This window comes from Mesotoga sp. BH458_6_3_2_1 (assembly GCF_003664995.1).
Lineage (GTDB): Bacteria > Thermotogota > Thermotogae > Petrotogales > Kosmotogaceae > Mesotoga.
On record NZ_JFHL01000005.1, the window covers coordinates 122,016 to 138,555 of the forward strand.

Here is a 16,540-nt window from a genome sequence, read left to right on the forward strand (position 1 = left end):
CGTCCTACTTTCTTATTTCTTTGAGGGCCCTCTTGAGCAACTCCTGGGTATCAATCTCTTTGTTCTCTTTCAAGATCTTGACAACGACCTTCCTGGCCTGGTTTTCATCGAAACCGAGGGATGTCAGTGCGACCATCGCCTCTTCACCCTGGGAACGCTGTACGGCTGGCACTTCATCTCCACTTTCTATTTCCGATGTTTCTATTAAAGAGGCTATCTCAACTATCATTCTCTCGGCGGTCTTCTTCCCAATTCCCGGAAGTGAAGATAGCTCGGCTACGTTTTTCGAGGAAATTATGTGTTTTATTCTCGAAGGAGAAGCGGAAGACAAGATCTTCATGGCGGATTTCGGACCTATTTTGCTGGCCTTCAGCAAGATGTTGAACAGCTCTTTCTCTTCATTGTCGATGAAACCATATAGTTCTGGCGGTCTGTCCTGTGAGTAGGCCATGAATGTTAGAAAGTAGAACTCCTTCTCTCCTGTAAGCTTCCCGATAGTATTCGGAGTGCAGTTAAGTCTGAAAAACAGACCCCCCACCTGCACTACGACTTCAGATTCCCTTATCTCCTTTACCCGTCCCTCAATGCCTTCCAGCACTTTCCTTCACTCCAGTCAGGCTGTTTCTTATCTCGCTAACGAGATAGAGAGAACCACAAACGAGAATCTTTTCCGAAGTACTTAGAGCCGTCTCAAAAGCTGCCTCGTGAGACTCGACGAGATCCACGAATGAACAATACTTTCTCCACGTATCGGCTACTCTTTCGGGATGAACGCTTCTGTGATTTGGCACTCTGCATACGACAACTCTGTCTGTGATCTTCGAAAGCGTTCTGATGTTGCTCTCATAATCCTTATCGTCCAGGCTTCCAAAAAGAAGCGTAACCTTTTCTTTGGGAAAATACCTCTCCACAGTCTTTCTGAGAACTTTAGCGGCCTCGGGATTATGGGCGCCGTCAAGCACAACAGTTTTCGAGTTTATACTGAAGACCTCGAATCTCCCGGGCCAGCGGACATTTACCAAAGCTTCTCTCAAGCACCTCTCATCCACTTCATTGCCCATTTTTTCCAGTCCAATTTCCGTGGTCTTTATTGCAATGGCCGCGTTTGCAATCTGGTGCTCTCCATTGAGTCTGATCCGAAGATTTCGAATCGTCTTGTCTCCACGATAGTCGAAAGTGTTGTTATTTATAGCGTACTCTCTTCCGTACGCGTCGAAATCCCTCTGGTAGAAGAAGGTTGGAGCATCAAGTCTTCCGGCCGTTTCGGAAACAATTCTCCTGATTGCCGGTCTCGTGATTCCAGATACTACCGGGCTATTGACCTTGATGATTCCCGATTTCTCTCTTGCTATTTTTTCTTCGGAATCGCCGAGAATTGCAGTGTGATCCAATCCAACGCTGGTAATAACCGAAACAAGGGAGGAAGCAATAACATTGCTTGCATCGAATCTACCTCCAAGCCCGACCTCGAGGACTACGGCGTCGCACTTCTGTTCTTTAAAATGCAAGAAGCTCATTGCAGTCACTACTTCAAAGAAACTGGGGGCATACTCCTCTCCCTTTCTGTCCATCTTCGCGAGAAAGGGCTGGAGTTTTCTAAGAGTTTTACAGACATCTTCTTCGGAAATATCGCGTCCGTCGACCTGGATCCTTTCTCTGAAAGTCGTTATGTGAGGCGAGATATTCAGCCCGGTCTTAAAACCATGAGACGTTAGGATCGATCTCGTAATTTCGGCAACGCTTCCCTTTCCGTTTGTGCCAGTTATATGCACTATAGGATATGATTCTTGGGGATTCCCGAGAAGTTCCAGAAGCTCTCTGATTCTGTATAGACCATACTTGATCTTTCCATAAGGTCTCGAATTGTATAGATAATGGATAGCTTCTGAGTATGTTTTCATCTTAGGTCTTCGATAATCTTCTCGATCCTGAGAATGTTGTCTTGACTTATCGAAAGTCTTTCTCTGTTCTCATTGACAACTTCTTCAGGAGCATTGTCGACAAAGCTCTTGTTTTCAAGCTTCGATTTGGTTCGGGTAAGATCGTTTCTCTCCTTCTCGAGTTTTCCCTGTAATCTCTGGATTTCAGCCTCGGTGTCAATCTCACCCAATACTACATAAAGCGTATTTTCATTATCTGCCCAGGCTGAAACGCTTCCCGAGGTCTTTTCATCTCTCCGGCCAATCTCATTTGAATTCGATAGATGAGATACAAGCTTCAGGACTTCTGAATCAATCTCTCTTCCGAGACAGTAGACATCGGTCTTCGAGGAGGGAGGAATATTCATCTCCGCCTTAACGTTTCTGATTCCTCTCACTATTTCCATGATCCTCGAAAACTCGTTTTCTGAAGCATCGTCGAAATCCGACTCATCGAACTCCGGCCATTCAGAAGAGATCAGCAAGCCTTCGGAACCAGGGAGTCTCTGCCAGATTTCTTCGGTTATGTACGGCATGAAGGGATGAAGCATTCTCAAAGAGGCGTCTAGGATCTTAATGAGAACATTCTGCGCTACAGCTCGATCTTCGGCTCCTCTGTTCAGTCTCGGTTTTATACTTTCAATGTACCAATCACAGAATTCATTCCAGAAGAAAGAATAGATCGTCTTGGAGGCTGTCGGGAAATCATAGACGTCGATTGAGCTTTCGACTGCCGTCACAGATTTCGCCAATCGGGACATTATCCAGCGGTCCTCCACAGCTAGCTTCGTTTCATCGATCTCCATCTTTTCGAAACCCTCCATGTTAAGGAAGACAAACCTCGAGGCGTTCCAGATCTTGTTGGCGAACTTCTTGTAAGTATCAAAGAATCTTACATCGAGTTTGATATCGTGATTCTGGGCCGCAAGAATGGCAAGTGTGAAACGCATGGCATCCGTACCGTGTTCCTCTATTACATCAAGTGGGTCGATGCCGTTTCCCAGTGACTTTGACATCTTTCTTCCGTTTTTGTCTCTGATTAAACGAGTGATATAGACATGATCAAAAGGCTTATCTCCCATGAAGTGGTACCCGGCCATTATCATCCTTGCCACCCAGAAGAAGATGATATCGAAGGCCGTTACCAGAACACTCGTTGGATAAAAAGCTTTCAGATCGGATGTCTTTTCTGGCCAGCCCAGAGTGGTAAATGGCCACAGCTGTGAAGAGAACCAGGTATCCAGAACATCTTCATCCTGTCTCAGCTTTCTGGAGCCGCACCTGGGACAGAATTCGGGATCATGTTCTTCAACTATTATCTCGTTGCAATCATCACAATACCATACGGGAACCCTGTGGCCCCACCACAACTGGCGCGAGATACACCAGTCGCGAATTTCGTGCATCCAGTTCAAATATACCTTCTTCCAAGTTTCGGGAAAGAAGACTACGTCTCCTTGCTCGACAGCCTCTATAGCCCTTTTTGCAAGCGGCCCAACTTTGACATACCATTGATCGGAAAGCGAGGGTTCAACTATGGTCTCGCAGCGATAGCATCTTCCGACGGCATGCACCATGGGTTCGACTTTTATCAGGAAGCCCTGTTCCTCGAGATCTTTGACGACCTGTTTCCTCGCTTCGTATCTGTCGAGGCCTCTATACTTCCCGCCATTCTCGTTAATCCTTGCATCTTTATCGATTACCTCGATCACTTCCAGACCATGTCGCAGGCCTATCTGAAAATCATTGGGATCGTGAGCCGGTGTTACCTTTAGGGCTCCGGTTCCAAAGGATGGATCTACATACCTGTCCTGAATTATCGGAATCTCTCTGTTCATTAGCGGCAGAATAACCGTCTTGCCTGCAATACCCTCATATCGTTCGTCGGAAGGGTAGACCGCGACTGCCGTATCCGCAAGCATTGTCTCGGGCCGAGTAGTTGCGATTACAACGTATTCTTCGCTACCCTTTATAGGGTACTTTATATGATAGAAGGCTCCCTTTTCATCTTCATGCTCGACTTCTTCGTCGGACAGAACTGTTGCACATCTCGGACACCAGTTCACTATGTATTTTCCACGGTAAATAAGCCCTTGCTTGTAGAGATCGACAAAGGACTTTCTTACGGCTTCGCTCAGCCCGTCATCCATAGTGAATCTCTCCCTGGACCAGTCAACCGAGCAGCCCATTGCTTCTATCTGCTCGCGGATTCGCTGTCTGTATTCAGCAGTCCAGTTCCAGGTAGCCTCGAGGAACTTCTCTCTACCCAGTTCTTCGCGATTCGTTCCCTTTTTGGCGAGGTCCTTCTCGACAGCGTTCTGAGTCGCGATACCTGCGTGATCCTCACCGGGAACCCACAGCGCCTTGAATCCTTTCATTCTCTTGAAGCGGATTATAATGTCCTGAATAACGAGATTCAGGGCGTGTCCCATGTGAAGGGGGGCTGTGATATTTGGAGGTGGAATCATTATCGTAAATGGTTCACCCGTTCCTCTTGGTTCGAAATAGCCGCCTTCCTTCCAACGAGAGTACCACTTCTCCTCAAGGTCAGAAGGATTGTATCTGGTGCTCAGCTCCTCCATTCGAACTACCTCCTTATGGGGCTTCTGCATTTAAATCGAATTATATCACGAAGTAAAACCGCATAATGAGAGATGCCGTTAATATGTAGATTAGCTCTCCGTATAGTAAAATCATCGAGGTGATGTATATGGAAAACGAGAGAGTCTCGGTCTACAGAAGAATCTACGACATGGTAAGAAGGATTCCATCGGGAAGAGTTGCGACCTACGGCCAGATTGCCGCGCTGGTGGGTGGATGCTCTGCAAGGATGGTTGGATACGCCATGGCGGGAGTATCAGATGAGACTATTCCATGGCAGAGAGTGATAAATGCACGAGGAAGAATAAGCATAAGGGATCCGAACGGCTACTCCCTTCAGAAGGCAATCCTCGAAAGAGAGGGGATCGACTTCGATGAAAGCGATTCAGTGGACCTTTCCGTCTTTGGCTGGGAGGGACCGATTTAGGAAGTCTTCTCGACGACGTGAATAGTCAGTGTATGGGTCTTTTCGACGGTTAGATTTTCAAACTCCCCGAAGAATCTGAACGTGACTGGATAGTCTCCTTTCATTTCAGGCGTCCAGCAGAAGACGCAGTGATCATCTTTCTTTGTCAGAGTACCGGATGTCGTCTCTAGTTCGACTCCATTTGTAGACTTCCAAATCCATGCATGATCCGACAACGACCATTTATCGTACCCGATGTAGTTCCACTCTGCAAGAAGCGAGTTTACCCTGAACTCAATCGTCTCTCCAATTCCGGCAGTAATCTCGGGAACCGGAATCGTCCTTGAGAATTGCTCGAAGGAATTCAGGTAGAACATGTCCTCCCAGAATGGGACAATGTTTTTACCTGCGCTTTCGTAGGCTTTTTCGACGATCCCCACGCAGGAGTAAAGATCTCTTTCGGTGAAGGGAAGATCCCAGTAACCGGACCAGGCAAATCCGACCGACCAGAGCGCACCCTTTCCTGCCACTTCAAAGATGAATCTCGAGATTCTTCGCCGTTCTTGGGGAGTGATTTCTCCTGCATACCTTCGTGACCCTGAGAAGCTCGTTGACCAGTATTTAAGCCATCGGGATTCGTAAGTATCGTACTTGAAGAGACTTACATAGGTATCATTCTGAAGAGTATTCGGGAAGACGAATACCCCCTCTTCGATTAAATTGTATCCATGAGTCAAAAAGGGATACGACTCTCCGAAAGTAACGCCGTCGTTGAACCCGAGATTCCCGTCCGTCATGGCCGTCTCTTGATCAACCCCCAGATATAATGCGGAGTGGGAGGGTATCCAGTTCGGGCCGATGTGATACAGTAGGTCGCCTTCAAGAAGAAACTTTCCTGGAAGATGTTCAGCAGAGTAAAGAGCGTCTGCTCTTGAAATCAACAGGCAGTAGGGAAGCCTGGTAAACCTGACGAGCGTGGAAAGGGAATCTCTGCTGCACTGAGACTGAAACTCCGTTTCCACAGGTAGAAAGGAAGTGGTGCTGAGAATCGGCTGAACCATCAAGAGCTGACCTTCACCTACTCCAAGCTCCGAGTGGGAGAGCTCGAAAAGCGGCCCGGGAACTTCCGGATCACTTTCATGAAAAAAGATCAGTGTCGTCCTTTCAGAAATTGACTGCAATTCGTAAGAGACGACTTTTTCTTTCTGGACATTGTTGAAATATGCTGTTATGCCTTTGGCCAACTGAAAAGAGTTGTCTCCTGGAAGCAGAGAGAGAGCTTCTCGTAGCGGTACAGCATGAAAAGGTCCGGTGCATCCTGCAAAGAGCAGAATACACAAAGTGACAGAGAAGAAAATCGATCTCCGCATTGACATCACCATTATTTAGTTTACCATTGTAGGGGCTAAAGAGAGATCGGACGTGTGGTAAATTATACTGTGAGGAACAGGAGGCGTGATGAAAAGGATTCCTAGGTCAACTTCGGTCGCGGCAGGCACTATAGCGATTCTTACCTTTTCGATTTTGTCGAAGGGTATGGGTTTTTTCAGAGAGATGCTCGTCGCCGGATTGTTTGGAACGTCTGCAAATCTAGATGCAGTATTCGTCGCTATGACTCCGGCTACAACGCTTTCCGGGATAATTGCAGGAGCACTTGCGGCCATTTTCGTCCCGGTATATCATTCAATCAGAAAGGAAGACCCGGAAAGATCAAGAAGATATGCGGGAGCTGTTCTCATTTCTGGTTCACTCGTATTTCTGACGATGGGAGTTGTCTTTCTTCTTATTCCTGAACTGGTTATAAAGCTTTTCGCTCCCGGCTTTTCCGACGAAGTGGTGGCCTATGCAGCCAGAAAGCTGAGATATCTGTCTATCTACCCATTGATTGGCGGAATTGAGAGCATACTGGGCGCGATTCTGAAATCGAACAGAAGGTTCATCCAATACGGTATTTCACAGCTATTTTTCAACGTAATTGCGATTCCGGTCATATTTTTCACCGCCCCGTTTCTTTCCGAAGCATCATACATACTGGCCTGGATACTCGGAAACGCGATTACTGTGTTGGCTTACCTGCTTCAATCAAGAGAGCTATTCACTCTCAGGATTGGTAGAGGAACATCGATTGTGGAAACACTGTATCTTAGCCTTCCGCTAATTTTTTCCGGAAGTCTGGGTGTGATAAACAACATGGTGGACAAGGCTTTCGTTTCGCTCCTTCCGCCTGGCCGGGTTGCTTCTTTACAGTATGCGCACACGCTTCTCGGATTGATCACTTTCACGATATCTGCCTTTCAAATGACTGCATACACCGAACTATCAGAGCTCATAGTCGCAGACGACAAAGACAGAGTGAAAGAGCGACTGAGGAAAACCGTTACAACTTCTCTGAATATATCTCTTCCTCTCGCGGCCTGGATTATCATGATGGCCGAGCCTCTTGTGAGGATAATCTACCAGCGAGGGGAGTTTGACTCGAATTCCACAAGCCTTGTGAGCATGGCTCTTATCGGTTATGGAGCGCTAATAGTGCTTTCCCCGATCTCCCATACTTGCTCGAGCTATTTCACGGCAAGAAAGAGATTGAAGGCGATTACTATGGTATCTGTGTTCTCAATCTTTTTGAATGCTTTTTTTGACTGGCTTATGCTTGAACCTTTCGGTCACGCAGGTATCGCTGCAAGCACTTCGATTGTGGTCCTAAATGCCACAATCATCTATGTTCTGCTCATTAGAAGAGAGGGCCTGAATTTCATGCCCTACAAACGAATAATCAAGCTTGTTGGATTCTCGATTGCTGTTTATCTTGTCGTTCTTCTTCTGAGGTTCAAAACAGGCACGACACTCTGGCTCCTTCTGGGAAATGGTCTTTTCTTCTCTTTGTTCTTCATTAGTGCAAAGAGTGAGATTAGAGCAATCTCATCAAAGATCATGTCGCTTTTCAAAAGAAAGTGATCACGAGTAATGTCTTTTAGCTCGATTGTCCTCGAAATCGAACTGCAAAACAGGAGGAAGAATTATGAGAGATGTAGTGATAATCGGCGCCGGCCCCGCCGGACTCTTCGCGGGAATAAGCTGCACTACGATGGGAAGAAACGTGACTATTATTGAGAAGACAAGTTCACCGGGAAAGAAGCTTCTGCTCTCCGGCGGAGGACAATGCAACTTGACAAATGATGAACCAACAGCTGCCATGCTCAAGAGATATTTCGGTGCGGGAAGATTTTTGAAACCTTCATTGATGGCCTTTGATTCAGATAGATTGAGAGATTTCTTCGAACAGAGAGGGCTGCCGCTTTTCAGCAGGGAGGATGGCAAGGTCTTTCCGGCCACATACTCTGCAAGAGATGTTCTTGAAGTGCTTCTCGGCGAGTGCGAGAAACAGGGAATACAGATCAGATACGGCTGCGGAGCAAGGGGAATCGAACTGACTCCTTCAGGTCGGTTTAAGCTCAGCACTCAAGCTGGTGAGATAGACGCAGATTATCTGGTGATCGCTGCCGGAGGAAAGAGCTATCAAGAGACGGGCTCTTCGGGGGACGGTTACTTCTTGGCAGAAATGCTTGGCCACAGCATTGTCCCGCCCAGGCCAGCGCTCACCTCAGTTTCAATTAAGGATTTCGCATTGTCAGATCTGGCCGGAATCTCTCTGAAAGAAGCAGACGTCACGTTGTGGAGAAATCAGAAGAAGTTAACCGGTCGGAGTGAAGACCTTCTCTTCACCCATGAGGGTTTTTCGGGGCCGGCAATTCTCCATCTTTCCAGAGAAGCGGAACCCGAAGACATCATAAAGTTGAACATTAGCGGTCTCCCACGTGAGAAACTCGAAGCCAAACTTATCGAGCTCTTCACCAACGAAGGCAAGAAGCTTGTAAAGACTGCTCTGAATTCCTTGCTGGACATCCCCGACAGACTCCTCACGAAGATCGTGGAAATCTCAGGGGTCGCTCAAAGATCATGTTCAGAACTGAAAAAAGAGGAGAGAAAGGCGTTGATTAAAAACCTCTTCGAGTCAAGTTACGTTATAGAATCAATCGGAGACTTTTCTCAGGCGATGGTTACAAGAGGAGGAGTCTCCTTATCAGAAGTCAATCCTAAGACAATGGAATCTAGACTCGTTGCCAATCTCTTCTTTTCGGGAGAAGTTCTGGATTTCGATGGCGAGACGGGAGGCTACAATCTCCAGGCGGCCTTCTCGACGGGTTATTTGGCCGGCAAGACGATCAAGGTCAAGACGTCAAGAGAGTGAAACCGACAAGCAGCTATTCCTCATTTTATTGTTTATGAAGAAAACAATATGTTAAGATTGATAGAGCATAGAACAGAGTTCGTTGACCTACCCACCTCAAGTTTCATGGAGACAGAGAGTTTTTCGGGAAGCAAACGCGCTGCCACTGAACAACGTATTTTGTTGTCTCTATGGTCCTCTTTCGGAGGTGCATTGTGGAGGTTAAGAAACCGAAGTGGTTTGATGACTGGATTGAGATCGATCAGGATTATCTGAAGGAATCAGGGACAAGTTGGAAACTGAAAGCGAATGCTCCCAGAAGAGTCAGAAGAGAGTATGAAAGACTCATTGAACAGATCGTCAACAAGGGTCCTCACTCTTACTCCTGGAAACATGAACGGTAATCTCTTCCAGTTTAGATTATTGTTATTGAGACTCGTACGGCAGAGAATTCTGCAACGCATTGGGGGTATTCGTCTGAGTATAAGTACTGGGACCGGTGATGGAGGGGAAACGAGCCTCTGGAGTGGAGAAAGAATAGAGAAAGACAGCGAACGTGTTGAAGCGTATGGAACGATAGACGAGTTGAGCTCTTTTCTCGGCGAAGCTAAGCATTTCTCCAGAGAAGAAGTCGCCCATCATCTGGTCAAGATTCAGCGTTCTCTATTCAAGGCCGCCGGCCAGCTGGCTTCAAAAGATATTGATTATGTTGAGCCGATTGAAGAGGCCGATGTCCAAGTGCTTACTGATCTCGTACACAGATACGAGTCGGAAGTAAAACTCGAGGGATTCGTGATCCCAGGAAGCACTGTTGCCTCCTCGAAGCTTGACATTTGTAGAACTGTAGCCAGAAGGGCTGAAAGGCGGGTAATTGCGCTCTCGAGAACCGAAAAGATCGACAGCGTCTTACTTAAATATATCAACAGGCTTTCCGATCTTCTCTTCATGCTTGCAAGGTATGAAGAGTATAAGGCAGGTAAGATTGTCTACAAGAGAGATGTGAAGTAAGTGTTATCGATAGCTTACTCTCGCTACTCCGTCCTTCATGCATGAACCGAAACTGTAAGCCACCGAGTCCGTATCCATTCCAGGCAGGTAGAAGACGGTTATCATCTCGTCGACATCCTGTCCCGAAGTCTCCCATATTTGGTGAGTGATGTTTTCGAGTTCGACCTCGCTCACAACTGATTTCTTCAGAATAATTCGTGCAGTACGCCTACGCCAGGCCCTTCCAAAATCCCTGACAGTAAGTATCGAATATGAGTCTTCAAGGTTCGAAGTCAACTCAAAAATCTCCCTCCCGCGCAAGTCTAAATTATTATACAACATGTTACAGATCAATTCCAACTAAAACACATAATTCAGTCGGTAATTTATTTTCTACAATTCGCAAACGAAACTATTAGGGATTGTTTCACCAAACGGAATAATGGAGTCAGACTATCCTGATCGGTTCAGTGTATTGACGGGACTTCAAGACAGTTTGCTCCAGGATGATTGAGGCAGATTTTAAGAGTCGCATCGATACTGACTTTGCATTGCGCAGAAAAGACAGAGCTAGAGACTTCTGTTCAAAATTTCTAACCTATGTTGCTTCTTCCAATGCCGAGTACCTTGCGGCAGTGAGGGCAGAAGTATACTGCCGTTTTGCTGAACAACAGGCCGGGCCCCTTCTGCTTAAAGAAAATATCCGAAAGATCTGACTCACAGTAAGGACACTTAGGTTTCAGCTCTTCCTTTTTGATTATGTTCAAGTATCTCCCCTCCTCAGAATCGATATCCCCTGCTAACATACGCGCAGGCAGTCAGTCTCAAAAAATGATAGCACAAGAAAAAGCCTAGTTCAGGAGAAGTTTCGTGAAGCCTTTTACCCTTACTAGAATCTCATGAATTGACTCTCTGAAGAGAGTCCCTCCCGAAAGCGTGTCAGCCTTCACTAATTCGCAAAGAGCAGATTCTGCTTCGATGCACAAATCATGGCTTTCGGAAATCTCTTCTTCTGTTACAGTCTGTGCAAACATAAGAAGTCTTGCTGATACTATTTCTGCCGCGGCACGAAGTACCTTTCCCCAAAGTGAGAATTCAAGAATCCATGGTTCGATTTCTTCCATCAAACTGGTTGGCAGCGTCTCCTTAAGAACCTCGGCCGATTCAGAAATCCTCTTCGCCTCTTGCATGAGTAGTTCTTGCACTTGTGACCATCTGTTCTGAGATATCAGAAGCGCTAAAGAGTCTCGAGTATCAACAAGCCTCTTCGAGTGGCCTCGATGAATGGGACTCATTAGATAGTATTCACAGAAGATCTTCATCTCTTCTTCGCACGACGGAGCGATCTCCTTGACAGCACGAGACCAGGATTCTTCGACTTCAAATCCATAAGGATCTGAAAGGAATTCGGCAGCCGAGCAGAGAGCTATCTTAGATGCGCAGGGCTGGATCATTGGATTCAGCACAATTCCTTCACTGTGTTCAACAATCTCGGGATCTCTTCCTTCATAAGGACCGACATGCAGCTCGGGGACCATGAACGCATCGTTTACGGGATAATTATCCCAGAATAAAGGCTTTCTCTCGAATGCCATTTCGGCCAACCTGGCATTTTCAGCAGAAATTCTTTCCGAACAGATACCGGGCCCTGTCCACATGATCGAGATATCTCTGTCGAGTTCTTTGCCGAGCGTTCGCATGTATTCGGTGATCTCTTTGCCGTGGTAATGAGTCGGACACACAATGAAGCTGGAAATATTTTCTACTTTCCTTTTAAGCGATCTGTACACCGTATTTGCGAAGAAGGATTGGGCCTGTGCAAGGGAAGTGAACTCCCTAATGTCCTCTTCATGGACAAGAGTCTCTGGAATATCATCGTAGAAAAGCGCAAAAGAACGAACTCCAACATTTGCCATTTCAATGAACTTCGAAATCATGATATCGACATCTGAATCGCTAGAGTATTTCACGGCAAGTCCAGGGCTGACGGAAAATGCAACGGTTACCCCCCACGACGAACCTTCAACGACCAATTTTGAGAACTCGCTTTTGAAATCCTCGTCGTACATATTTCGCCATCTCTTCCTGTGGAGCTGATCGTCTTTCGGAGCGTATATGTAAAGATTGTACTTGTGCTCTCCCAAAAACTTCATGATCTCTCGCCTCTTCTCCATTGCCCAGGGGGTGCCGTAGAATCCCTCAACAACGCCCCTAATCTCAAAATACATGAAATCAACTCCTTTGGCCCTTCTATTTCCAAAAAGTCTATCACGACGCTTTCGTTTCTGCAGAAATCTGCGCTTTCTCAGGGCGAGATTTTAAAAGAGTGCGGAGAGTTTCGAGAAATGACATCGAAATCTTCAGTAGGTTTTGTCTCTGAACGCTATAATTGTAGAATAGTCTAGTCTACTGAAGGAGGTAGGTAGAATGAAAATAGGTCTGGTCACCGATAATACGTGTAATTTGACCCCTGAGGAGGTACAGAAATACGATGTTCGAATCGTTTCGCTGTATATCAATAGAGGTGGCAAGTACTCTAAATCTGTTGATCTCGATCTAGACAAATATTACGAGGAGTTGGGTTCTGCCTCTGAACTGCCCAGTACCTCACAACCTTCTCCCCAAGACTTCATAGAAGTTTTTGAGGAGGCACTCAAGACATACGAGGTTTTGATAGTCCCCGTTCTCTCTGGTAAATTGAGTGGCACAAGCGTTTCCGCAACTATTGCCGCAGGAGATTTTGAACAGCCCATACATGTAGTCGATTCGCAGCTGATAGCCGATGGAACGGGACTGCTTGTGAAAAACCTCGGTGACATGATTCAAAAGGGCGCTTCCATTGAAGAGCTAGTCGAATACGCTTCAAACTTCCACAACAAGACCAGAACATTCTGTTCAACTGATGATTTAAGTTACTTGCAGAAGGGTGGAAGGATTGGAAAGGCCAAAGCTCTGATGGGAAACCTATTGAAGATGAAGCCGCTAATCCAGCTTGACGAGGGCGAGCTTAAACCTGTAGAAAACGTCAGAGGGAATAAGAAATTGCTTGAAAGCCTTGTTAGCCACGTTCTCAAAGAGATTCCACCCGAGAATCTCCGAAGAGTGAGAGTGCTGACGATTTGGAGAAAGGAAGATGCTGTAGCCGCAGAGAAGATGTTCCGTGAAGAGGCTCCCGGAGCAGAAATCGAAAGCAGGATTATTGAGCCGGTAATCGGTACTCATCTCGGCCCTCAAGGAATCGGTATAGTCAGCGAAATGAAGTAAGAAGCTCAAAGACCTTTTATGTACTTGGCAAGAGACAGTATAAGAAACAAGTTCATCTCATATTCATCATCCGGGAGGTGAAAAGACTTTGAATGCGCTTGAAAGAGTTAAGATAAGGTTTGGAAGGGCCTTCGATTTCCTGCCGAGCATATATCGACTAACAAATGACGAGAGACTGACAAAGCACTTTTTGGAACTGACTCCGGGCTACCGTCCCGTGGGAGAGCTTGCCGAATGGGTAAGGACTACCAAGAAGAAGCTGCCGGAAACGATTCTCGAGAAAATGAGTCTGTACTTCGACTGGAAAGCACCGCTTGGAATGAGAATAAGTCCTGTCATGTCTGAAGAGAGTTTCGAAAGTGTTCAAGCTTTGTTGCAGAAAATCGCCTTAGTCTCTCCGAAAGACATGATAAAGGATTTCTTGTTGATTGGGTTAGGACCGAGATCTGTCGGGTACGATGAAGGGGTTGTAGACAAAATACTGGACGACCAAAAGGAGGCACTCGTCTTCCTTGCGGAAAAGGCTGTTCTTACACCTCAGCAAAAGGCGGTTATGCTTGATTTCATATCGGATCCGGAAAAGATGAAGGATGACTACCTTCATCTCTTGCAGTGGTATGAAGAACATGTGTATTCAACCTCTCCCTACGATGAGAAGAAGTTGAAAGAAAGTCAGGAATACCTCCAAAGAAATCTCTCCACCCACGGCAACGGGTATCTCCTGAAGCTCACGGACAATTTGCATTATGAAGAACTCGATGAGGACCGGAAGATCCTTCTAGTCCTTTCATATTTCATAGAGAACGCTCAGGGCGGTATTTTTCATCCGCGTTCTGAGAGCGATGTCTTCATCGTTGGCTTCAATTTCGTCAGTTCTGTTCTCGAAAGAGATTCGGTCAGTATTGCTTCCAGAAGATACGGAGCTCTCTCAAATCCGAATCGCATAAGACTGCTCAATGCACTTTTTGGGAAACGTCTTACCGGCTACGAGCTGTCGCGATCAATGAAGTTGTCTAACGCGGAGTTGACAGAGGCTTTCTCGGCCTTGGTAGCATGTGGACTGGTCAAGACTTTTCGTCTGAACGATCGGATTATCTTCACAGCCGACAGAGATGAAGTGATCGAAATGTTGACATGTGTACTTGACGCCCCGAGCTAGTTAACTGGTCCCTCTTGCGGCCATTTACCTATCATGAAATCTCACTCTTTCGATCTGTTCTCTCTTCCGAAATAAGGAGCCCGGAAAGCGGCCGGGCCGGGTGGTAGGAGACCGAGTCTCTTTGAAATTGCGATGGAGGATTCGTGCCACCAGTCATTGTTTTCTTGTAGGGTTAACGACACTTCGTCTAGAATTGTTCCGCTTTTGGTGAGTGATTAGGTGTATTCTATTGAAATCTTACTGGGAGAGAATCACAATATTTGATAATTGCCGTAGTAACATTGTAATTGGGGGTGAGTGAATGGAATATCGTAAACTTGGGAAGACAGGACTTGAGCTCTCCCTTTTGGGGTTGGGAGGGTTTCATCTGCTTGAAATTGAGCTTGACACAGTAAAAGAGATTGTGAAGAGATACCTGGAGGCGGGTGGCAATTACTTCGAAACCGCAAGATCTTATGGTGACGGTGTATCTGAGAGAAAGCTCTCCACAGTACTTCCAAAGGAAGGAATTGTAGTAGCCTCCAAGACAGGAAGCAGAGAGAGGCAATCTTCGGAAAAAGACTTATTATCTACCCTTAAGGCACTCGGAAGGGATCACATAGATATCCTCTTCCTTCACGCCGTAACCAAAAACGACTACTGGGAAGCCATTTCTTCCTCGGATGGAGCGTTGAAAACGGTGGAATGGGCGAAAAGGGAAGGCCTAATAAGATATGTGGGTATAACCAGTCACGGTTACGGAGGAACGCTTCTAAAGGCGCTTAAAGAGTACCCCTTCGATCTTTTCATGACACAGATGAACTATTACGACAGATTCAACTTCCCCGAAATAGAAACGAAAGTCATTCCATATGCGGTGTCGAACAATATTGGAATTGTCGCAATGAAATCTCTGGCAGACGGCTACCTCTGGAGAAGCGTTGAGAATGCCTTCAGATATACTAAGACAATACCTGTTTCGTGCATCGTCAGTGGGATCAATTCTCTGGATCAGCTTGAAGAGGATCTGAAGTTGATAGAGAAAGACCCCTTTTCTCCTGAAGAGCTCGAGCGGCTGTTTTTTGAGGGACCAGAACTCGGCAATTACGTTTGCAGACAGTGCATGAAATGTCTCCCATGCCCTCAGGGCATTAACATTCCCGGTCATTTTCTTGCAGAGGGTCGTTACGACAGGCAGATGTTGGATGGAAAAGTTAGAAGCGCTGCAGACTATGCCTTAAGGGACAGACTCGCTCACTGGTTTGGAAGCGAAGATCAGGGTATTGCTGAATATAAATCAATGATTCCCGGTGTCGATGCCTGTACCGACTGCGGCATATGCAACGAGCGATGTCCTTACGGGATAGATATTCCGAGGAAGCTTAGAATCGTGAAGTCCAAGATTACGGAAGGGTATGTCTGGTAATCAGAAACTCCAACGGGGGCTCTTATGAACAAAACGAGGTTTTTCCAATGGGAGGTCTTCGGTTTCTTTTTCATATTCTTTCTTGGTGCTCTTCTCCATATGGTCTATGAATGGAGTAACGGCAATATTGTCGTTGGTGCTCTGACTCCCGTCAATGAAAGTATCTGGGAGCACCTGAAAATGGTATTCCTTCCAGGAATTGTCCTTCTAGTTCTTGAGGCCATCTTGTGCAAAGAGATCACATTCCCATCCTTGATCCTTGGAAAGACGCTGGGCATATATATCATGTGCGGCACTATTCTAGGAGGCTTTTATTTCTATACTCTCTTTATCCATCATGTCTTGATTATCGACATACTTCTTATGGCTATCGCAGTGGCGCTCGGGCAGGTGGTTTCTTATTTTGTCTCTTCGAGGGTGGAAATCGGTCGAGCATTGGCCCTATTGTCATTAGTAATGCTTTTCGCGCTCGGAGTTGCTTTCGTAGTATTTACGTTCATTCCACCTCACTGGGAGCCTTTCAAGGACTCTTTGACGGGGGGTTACGGTATTCAGTAGAGCTTTCTTCAAT

General features: G+C 46.3%; 16 protein-coding genes. 9 read left to right on the forward strand and 7 right to left on the reverse strand.

Annotated elements, in window-relative coordinates:
* Positions 1 to 4: 4 nt before the first annotated feature.
* The 3 genes from ruvA to Y697_RS04580 are packed head-to-tail and all read right to left on the reverse strand — an operon-like array spanning position 5 to position 4,501.
* On the reverse strand, positions 5 to 598 hold the full coding sequence (ruvA, locus tag Y697_RS04570) for a Holliday junction branch migration protein RuvA (protein ID WP_121550500.1): 594 nt from the start codon (positions 596 to 598) through the stop codon (positions 5 to 7).
* The gene (locus Y697_RS04575; RefSeq protein WP_121550501.1) at positions 582 to 1,901 is read right to left on the reverse strand and encodes a folylpolyglutamate synthase/dihydrofolate synthase family protein; all 1,320 of its coding nucleotides are present in this window, start codon (positions 1,899 to 1,901) and stop codon (positions 582 to 584) included. Before Y697_RS04575 ends, ruvA begins: the two co-directional genes overlap by 17 nt.
* Positions 1,898 to 4,501 carry a valine--tRNA ligase gene (locus Y697_RS04580; RefSeq protein WP_121550502.1) on the reverse strand — a complete coding sequence of 868 codons (2,604 nt, stop codon included), beginning with the start codon at positions 4,499 to 4,501 and terminating at the stop codon, positions 1,898 to 1,900. The genes Y697_RS04575 and Y697_RS04580 overlap by 4 nt, the downstream gene beginning before the upstream one ends.
* 128 nt (positions 4,502 to 4,629) lie before the next feature.
* Between Y697_RS04580 and Y697_RS04585 the strand changes: the two genes are divergently transcribed.
* Positions 4,630 to 4,947 carry an MGMT family protein gene (locus Y697_RS04585; protein WP_121550503.1) on the forward strand — a complete coding sequence of 106 codons (318 nt, stop codon included), beginning with the start codon at positions 4,630 to 4,632 and terminating at the stop codon, positions 4,945 to 4,947.
* Here Y697_RS04585 and Y697_RS04590 read toward each other — a convergent pair.
* Positions 4,944 to 6,170, reverse strand: coding sequence for a hypothetical protein (locus Y697_RS04590; RefSeq protein WP_183083708.1), 1,227 nt, complete (start codon positions 6,168 to 6,170; stop codon positions 4,944 to 4,946). The two genes, Y697_RS04585 and Y697_RS04590, sit on opposite strands and share 4 nt — an antisense overlap.
* 214 nt (positions 6,171 to 6,384) lie before the next feature.
* On the opposite strand from Y697_RS04590, the gene murJ reads away from it, so the two are divergent.
* The 4 genes from murJ to Y697_RS04610 all read left to right on the forward strand — a co-directional run bounded on the left by murJ (position 6,385) and on the right by Y697_RS04610 (position 10,162).
* A complete protein-coding gene (murJ, locus tag Y697_RS04595) occupies positions 6,385 to 7,881 on the forward strand; it encodes a murein biosynthesis integral membrane protein MurJ (RefSeq protein ID WP_121550504.1) in 1,497 nt (498 codons plus the stop codon).
* A 64-nt stretch (positions 7,882 to 7,945) separates the two neighbouring features.
* Positions 7,946 to 9,175, forward strand: coding sequence for an NAD(P)/FAD-dependent oxidoreductase (locus Y697_RS04600; protein ID WP_121550505.1), 1,230 nt, complete (start codon positions 7,946 to 7,948; stop codon positions 9,173 to 9,175).
* 194 nt (positions 9,176 to 9,369) lie between these two features.
* Positions 9,370 to 9,558 (forward strand): hypothetical protein, encoded by a 189-nt coding sequence (locus Y697_RS04605; protein WP_121550506.1) that lies wholly within the window; start codon positions 9,370 to 9,372, stop codon positions 9,556 to 9,558.
* Positions 9,559 to 9,631: 73 nt separating this feature from the next.
* On the forward strand, positions 9,632 to 10,162 hold the full coding sequence (locus tag Y697_RS04610) for a cob(I)yrinic acid a,c-diamide adenosyltransferase (RefSeq protein ID WP_121550591.1): 531 nt from the start codon (positions 9,632 to 9,634) through the stop codon (positions 10,160 to 10,162).
* A 3-nt stretch (positions 10,163 to 10,165) separates the two neighbouring features.
* On the opposite strand, the gene Y697_RS04615 is transcribed toward Y697_RS04610, so the two are convergent.
* The 3 genes from Y697_RS04615 to Y697_RS04620 all read right to left on the reverse strand — a co-directional run bounded on the left by Y697_RS04615 (position 10,166) and on the right by Y697_RS04620 (position 12,369).
* Entirely contained in the window at positions 10,166 to 10,438 is a 273-nt protein-coding gene (locus tag Y697_RS04615; RefSeq protein ID WP_121550507.1) for a hypothetical protein, read from the reverse strand.
* A gap of 296 nt (positions 10,439 to 10,734) precedes the next feature.
* Complete coding sequence (locus Y697_RS14580; protein ID WP_183083709.1) at positions 10,735 to 10,947, reverse strand: hypothetical protein; 213 nt, start codon at positions 10,945 to 10,947, stop codon at positions 10,735 to 10,737.
* Positions 10,948 to 10,992: 45 nt separating this feature from the next.
* Positions 10,993 to 12,369 (reverse strand): protein O-GlcNAcase, encoded by a 1,377-nt coding sequence (locus Y697_RS04620; protein WP_121550508.1) that lies wholly within the window; start codon positions 12,367 to 12,369, stop codon positions 10,993 to 10,995.
* Positions 12,370 to 12,568: 199 nt separating this feature from the next.
* Here Y697_RS04620 and Y697_RS04625 point away from each other — a divergent pair, with 199 nt between their 5' ends.
* From Y697_RS04625 to Y697_RS04640, 4 genes are all read left to right on the forward strand, one after another.
* Positions 12,569 to 13,405 (forward strand): DegV family protein, encoded by an 837-nt coding sequence (locus tag Y697_RS04625; RefSeq protein ID WP_121550509.1) that lies wholly within the window; start codon positions 12,569 to 12,571, stop codon positions 13,403 to 13,405.
* Between the two features lie 88 nt (positions 13,406 to 13,493).
* Positions 13,494 to 14,564, forward strand: a complete 1,071-nt coding sequence (locus Y697_RS04630; protein WP_121550510.1) for a winged helix-turn-helix domain-containing protein — start codon at positions 13,494 to 13,496, stop codon at positions 14,562 to 14,564.
* 301 nt (positions 14,565 to 14,865) lie between these two features.
* On the forward strand, positions 14,866 to 15,969 hold the full coding sequence (locus Y697_RS04635; protein ID WP_121550511.1) for an aldo/keto reductase: 1,104 nt from the start codon (positions 14,866 to 14,868) through the stop codon (positions 15,967 to 15,969).
* Between the two features lie 24 nt (positions 15,970 to 15,993).
* Positions 15,994 to 16,527 carry a DUF6512 family protein gene (locus Y697_RS04640; RefSeq protein WP_121550512.1) on the forward strand — a complete coding sequence of 178 codons (534 nt, stop codon included), beginning with the start codon at positions 15,994 to 15,996 and terminating at the stop codon, positions 16,525 to 16,527.
* Positions 16,528 to 16,540: the final 13 nt, after the last annotated feature.

Excerpts from the sequence above, each read along its gene's own strand:
- Y697_RS04575 (WP_121550501.1), bottom strand. The coding sequence starts at position 1,901 with ATGAAAACATACTCAGAAGCTATCCATTATCTATACAATTCGAGACCT.
- Y697_RS04580 (WP_121550502.1), bottom strand. The coding sequence starts at position 4,501 with ATGGAGGAGCTGAGCACCAGATACAATCCTTCTGACCTTGAGGAGAAG.
- Y697_RS04585 (WP_121550503.1), top strand. The coding sequence starts at position 4,630 with ATGGAAAACGAGAGAGTCTCGGTCTACAGAAGAATCTACGACATGGTA.
- murJ (WP_121550504.1), top strand. The coding sequence starts at position 6,385 with ATGAAAAGGATTCCTAGGTCAACTTCGGTCGCGGCAGGCACTATAGCG.
- Y697_RS04600 (WP_121550505.1), top strand. The coding sequence starts at position 7,946 with ATGAGAGATGTAGTGATAATCGGCGCCGGCCCCGCCGGACTCTTCGCG.
- Y697_RS14580 (WP_183083709.1), bottom strand. The coding sequence starts at position 10,947 with ATGTTAGCAGGGGATATCGATTCTGAGGAGGGGAGATACTTGAACATA.
- Y697_RS04620 (WP_121550508.1), bottom strand. The coding sequence starts at position 12,369 with ATGTATTTTGAGATTAGGGGCGTTGTTGAGGGATTCTACGGCACCCCC.
- Y697_RS04625 (WP_121550509.1), top strand. The coding sequence starts at position 12,569 with ATGAAAATAGGTCTGGTCACCGATAATACGTGTAATTTGACCCCTGAG.
- Y697_RS04635 (WP_121550511.1), top strand. The coding sequence starts at position 14,866 with ATGGAATATCGTAAACTTGGGAAGACAGGACTTGAGCTCTCCCTTTTG.
- Y697_RS04640 (WP_121550512.1), top strand. The coding sequence starts at position 15,994 with ATGAACAAAACGAGGTTTTTCCAATGGGAGGTCTTCGGTTTCTTTTTC.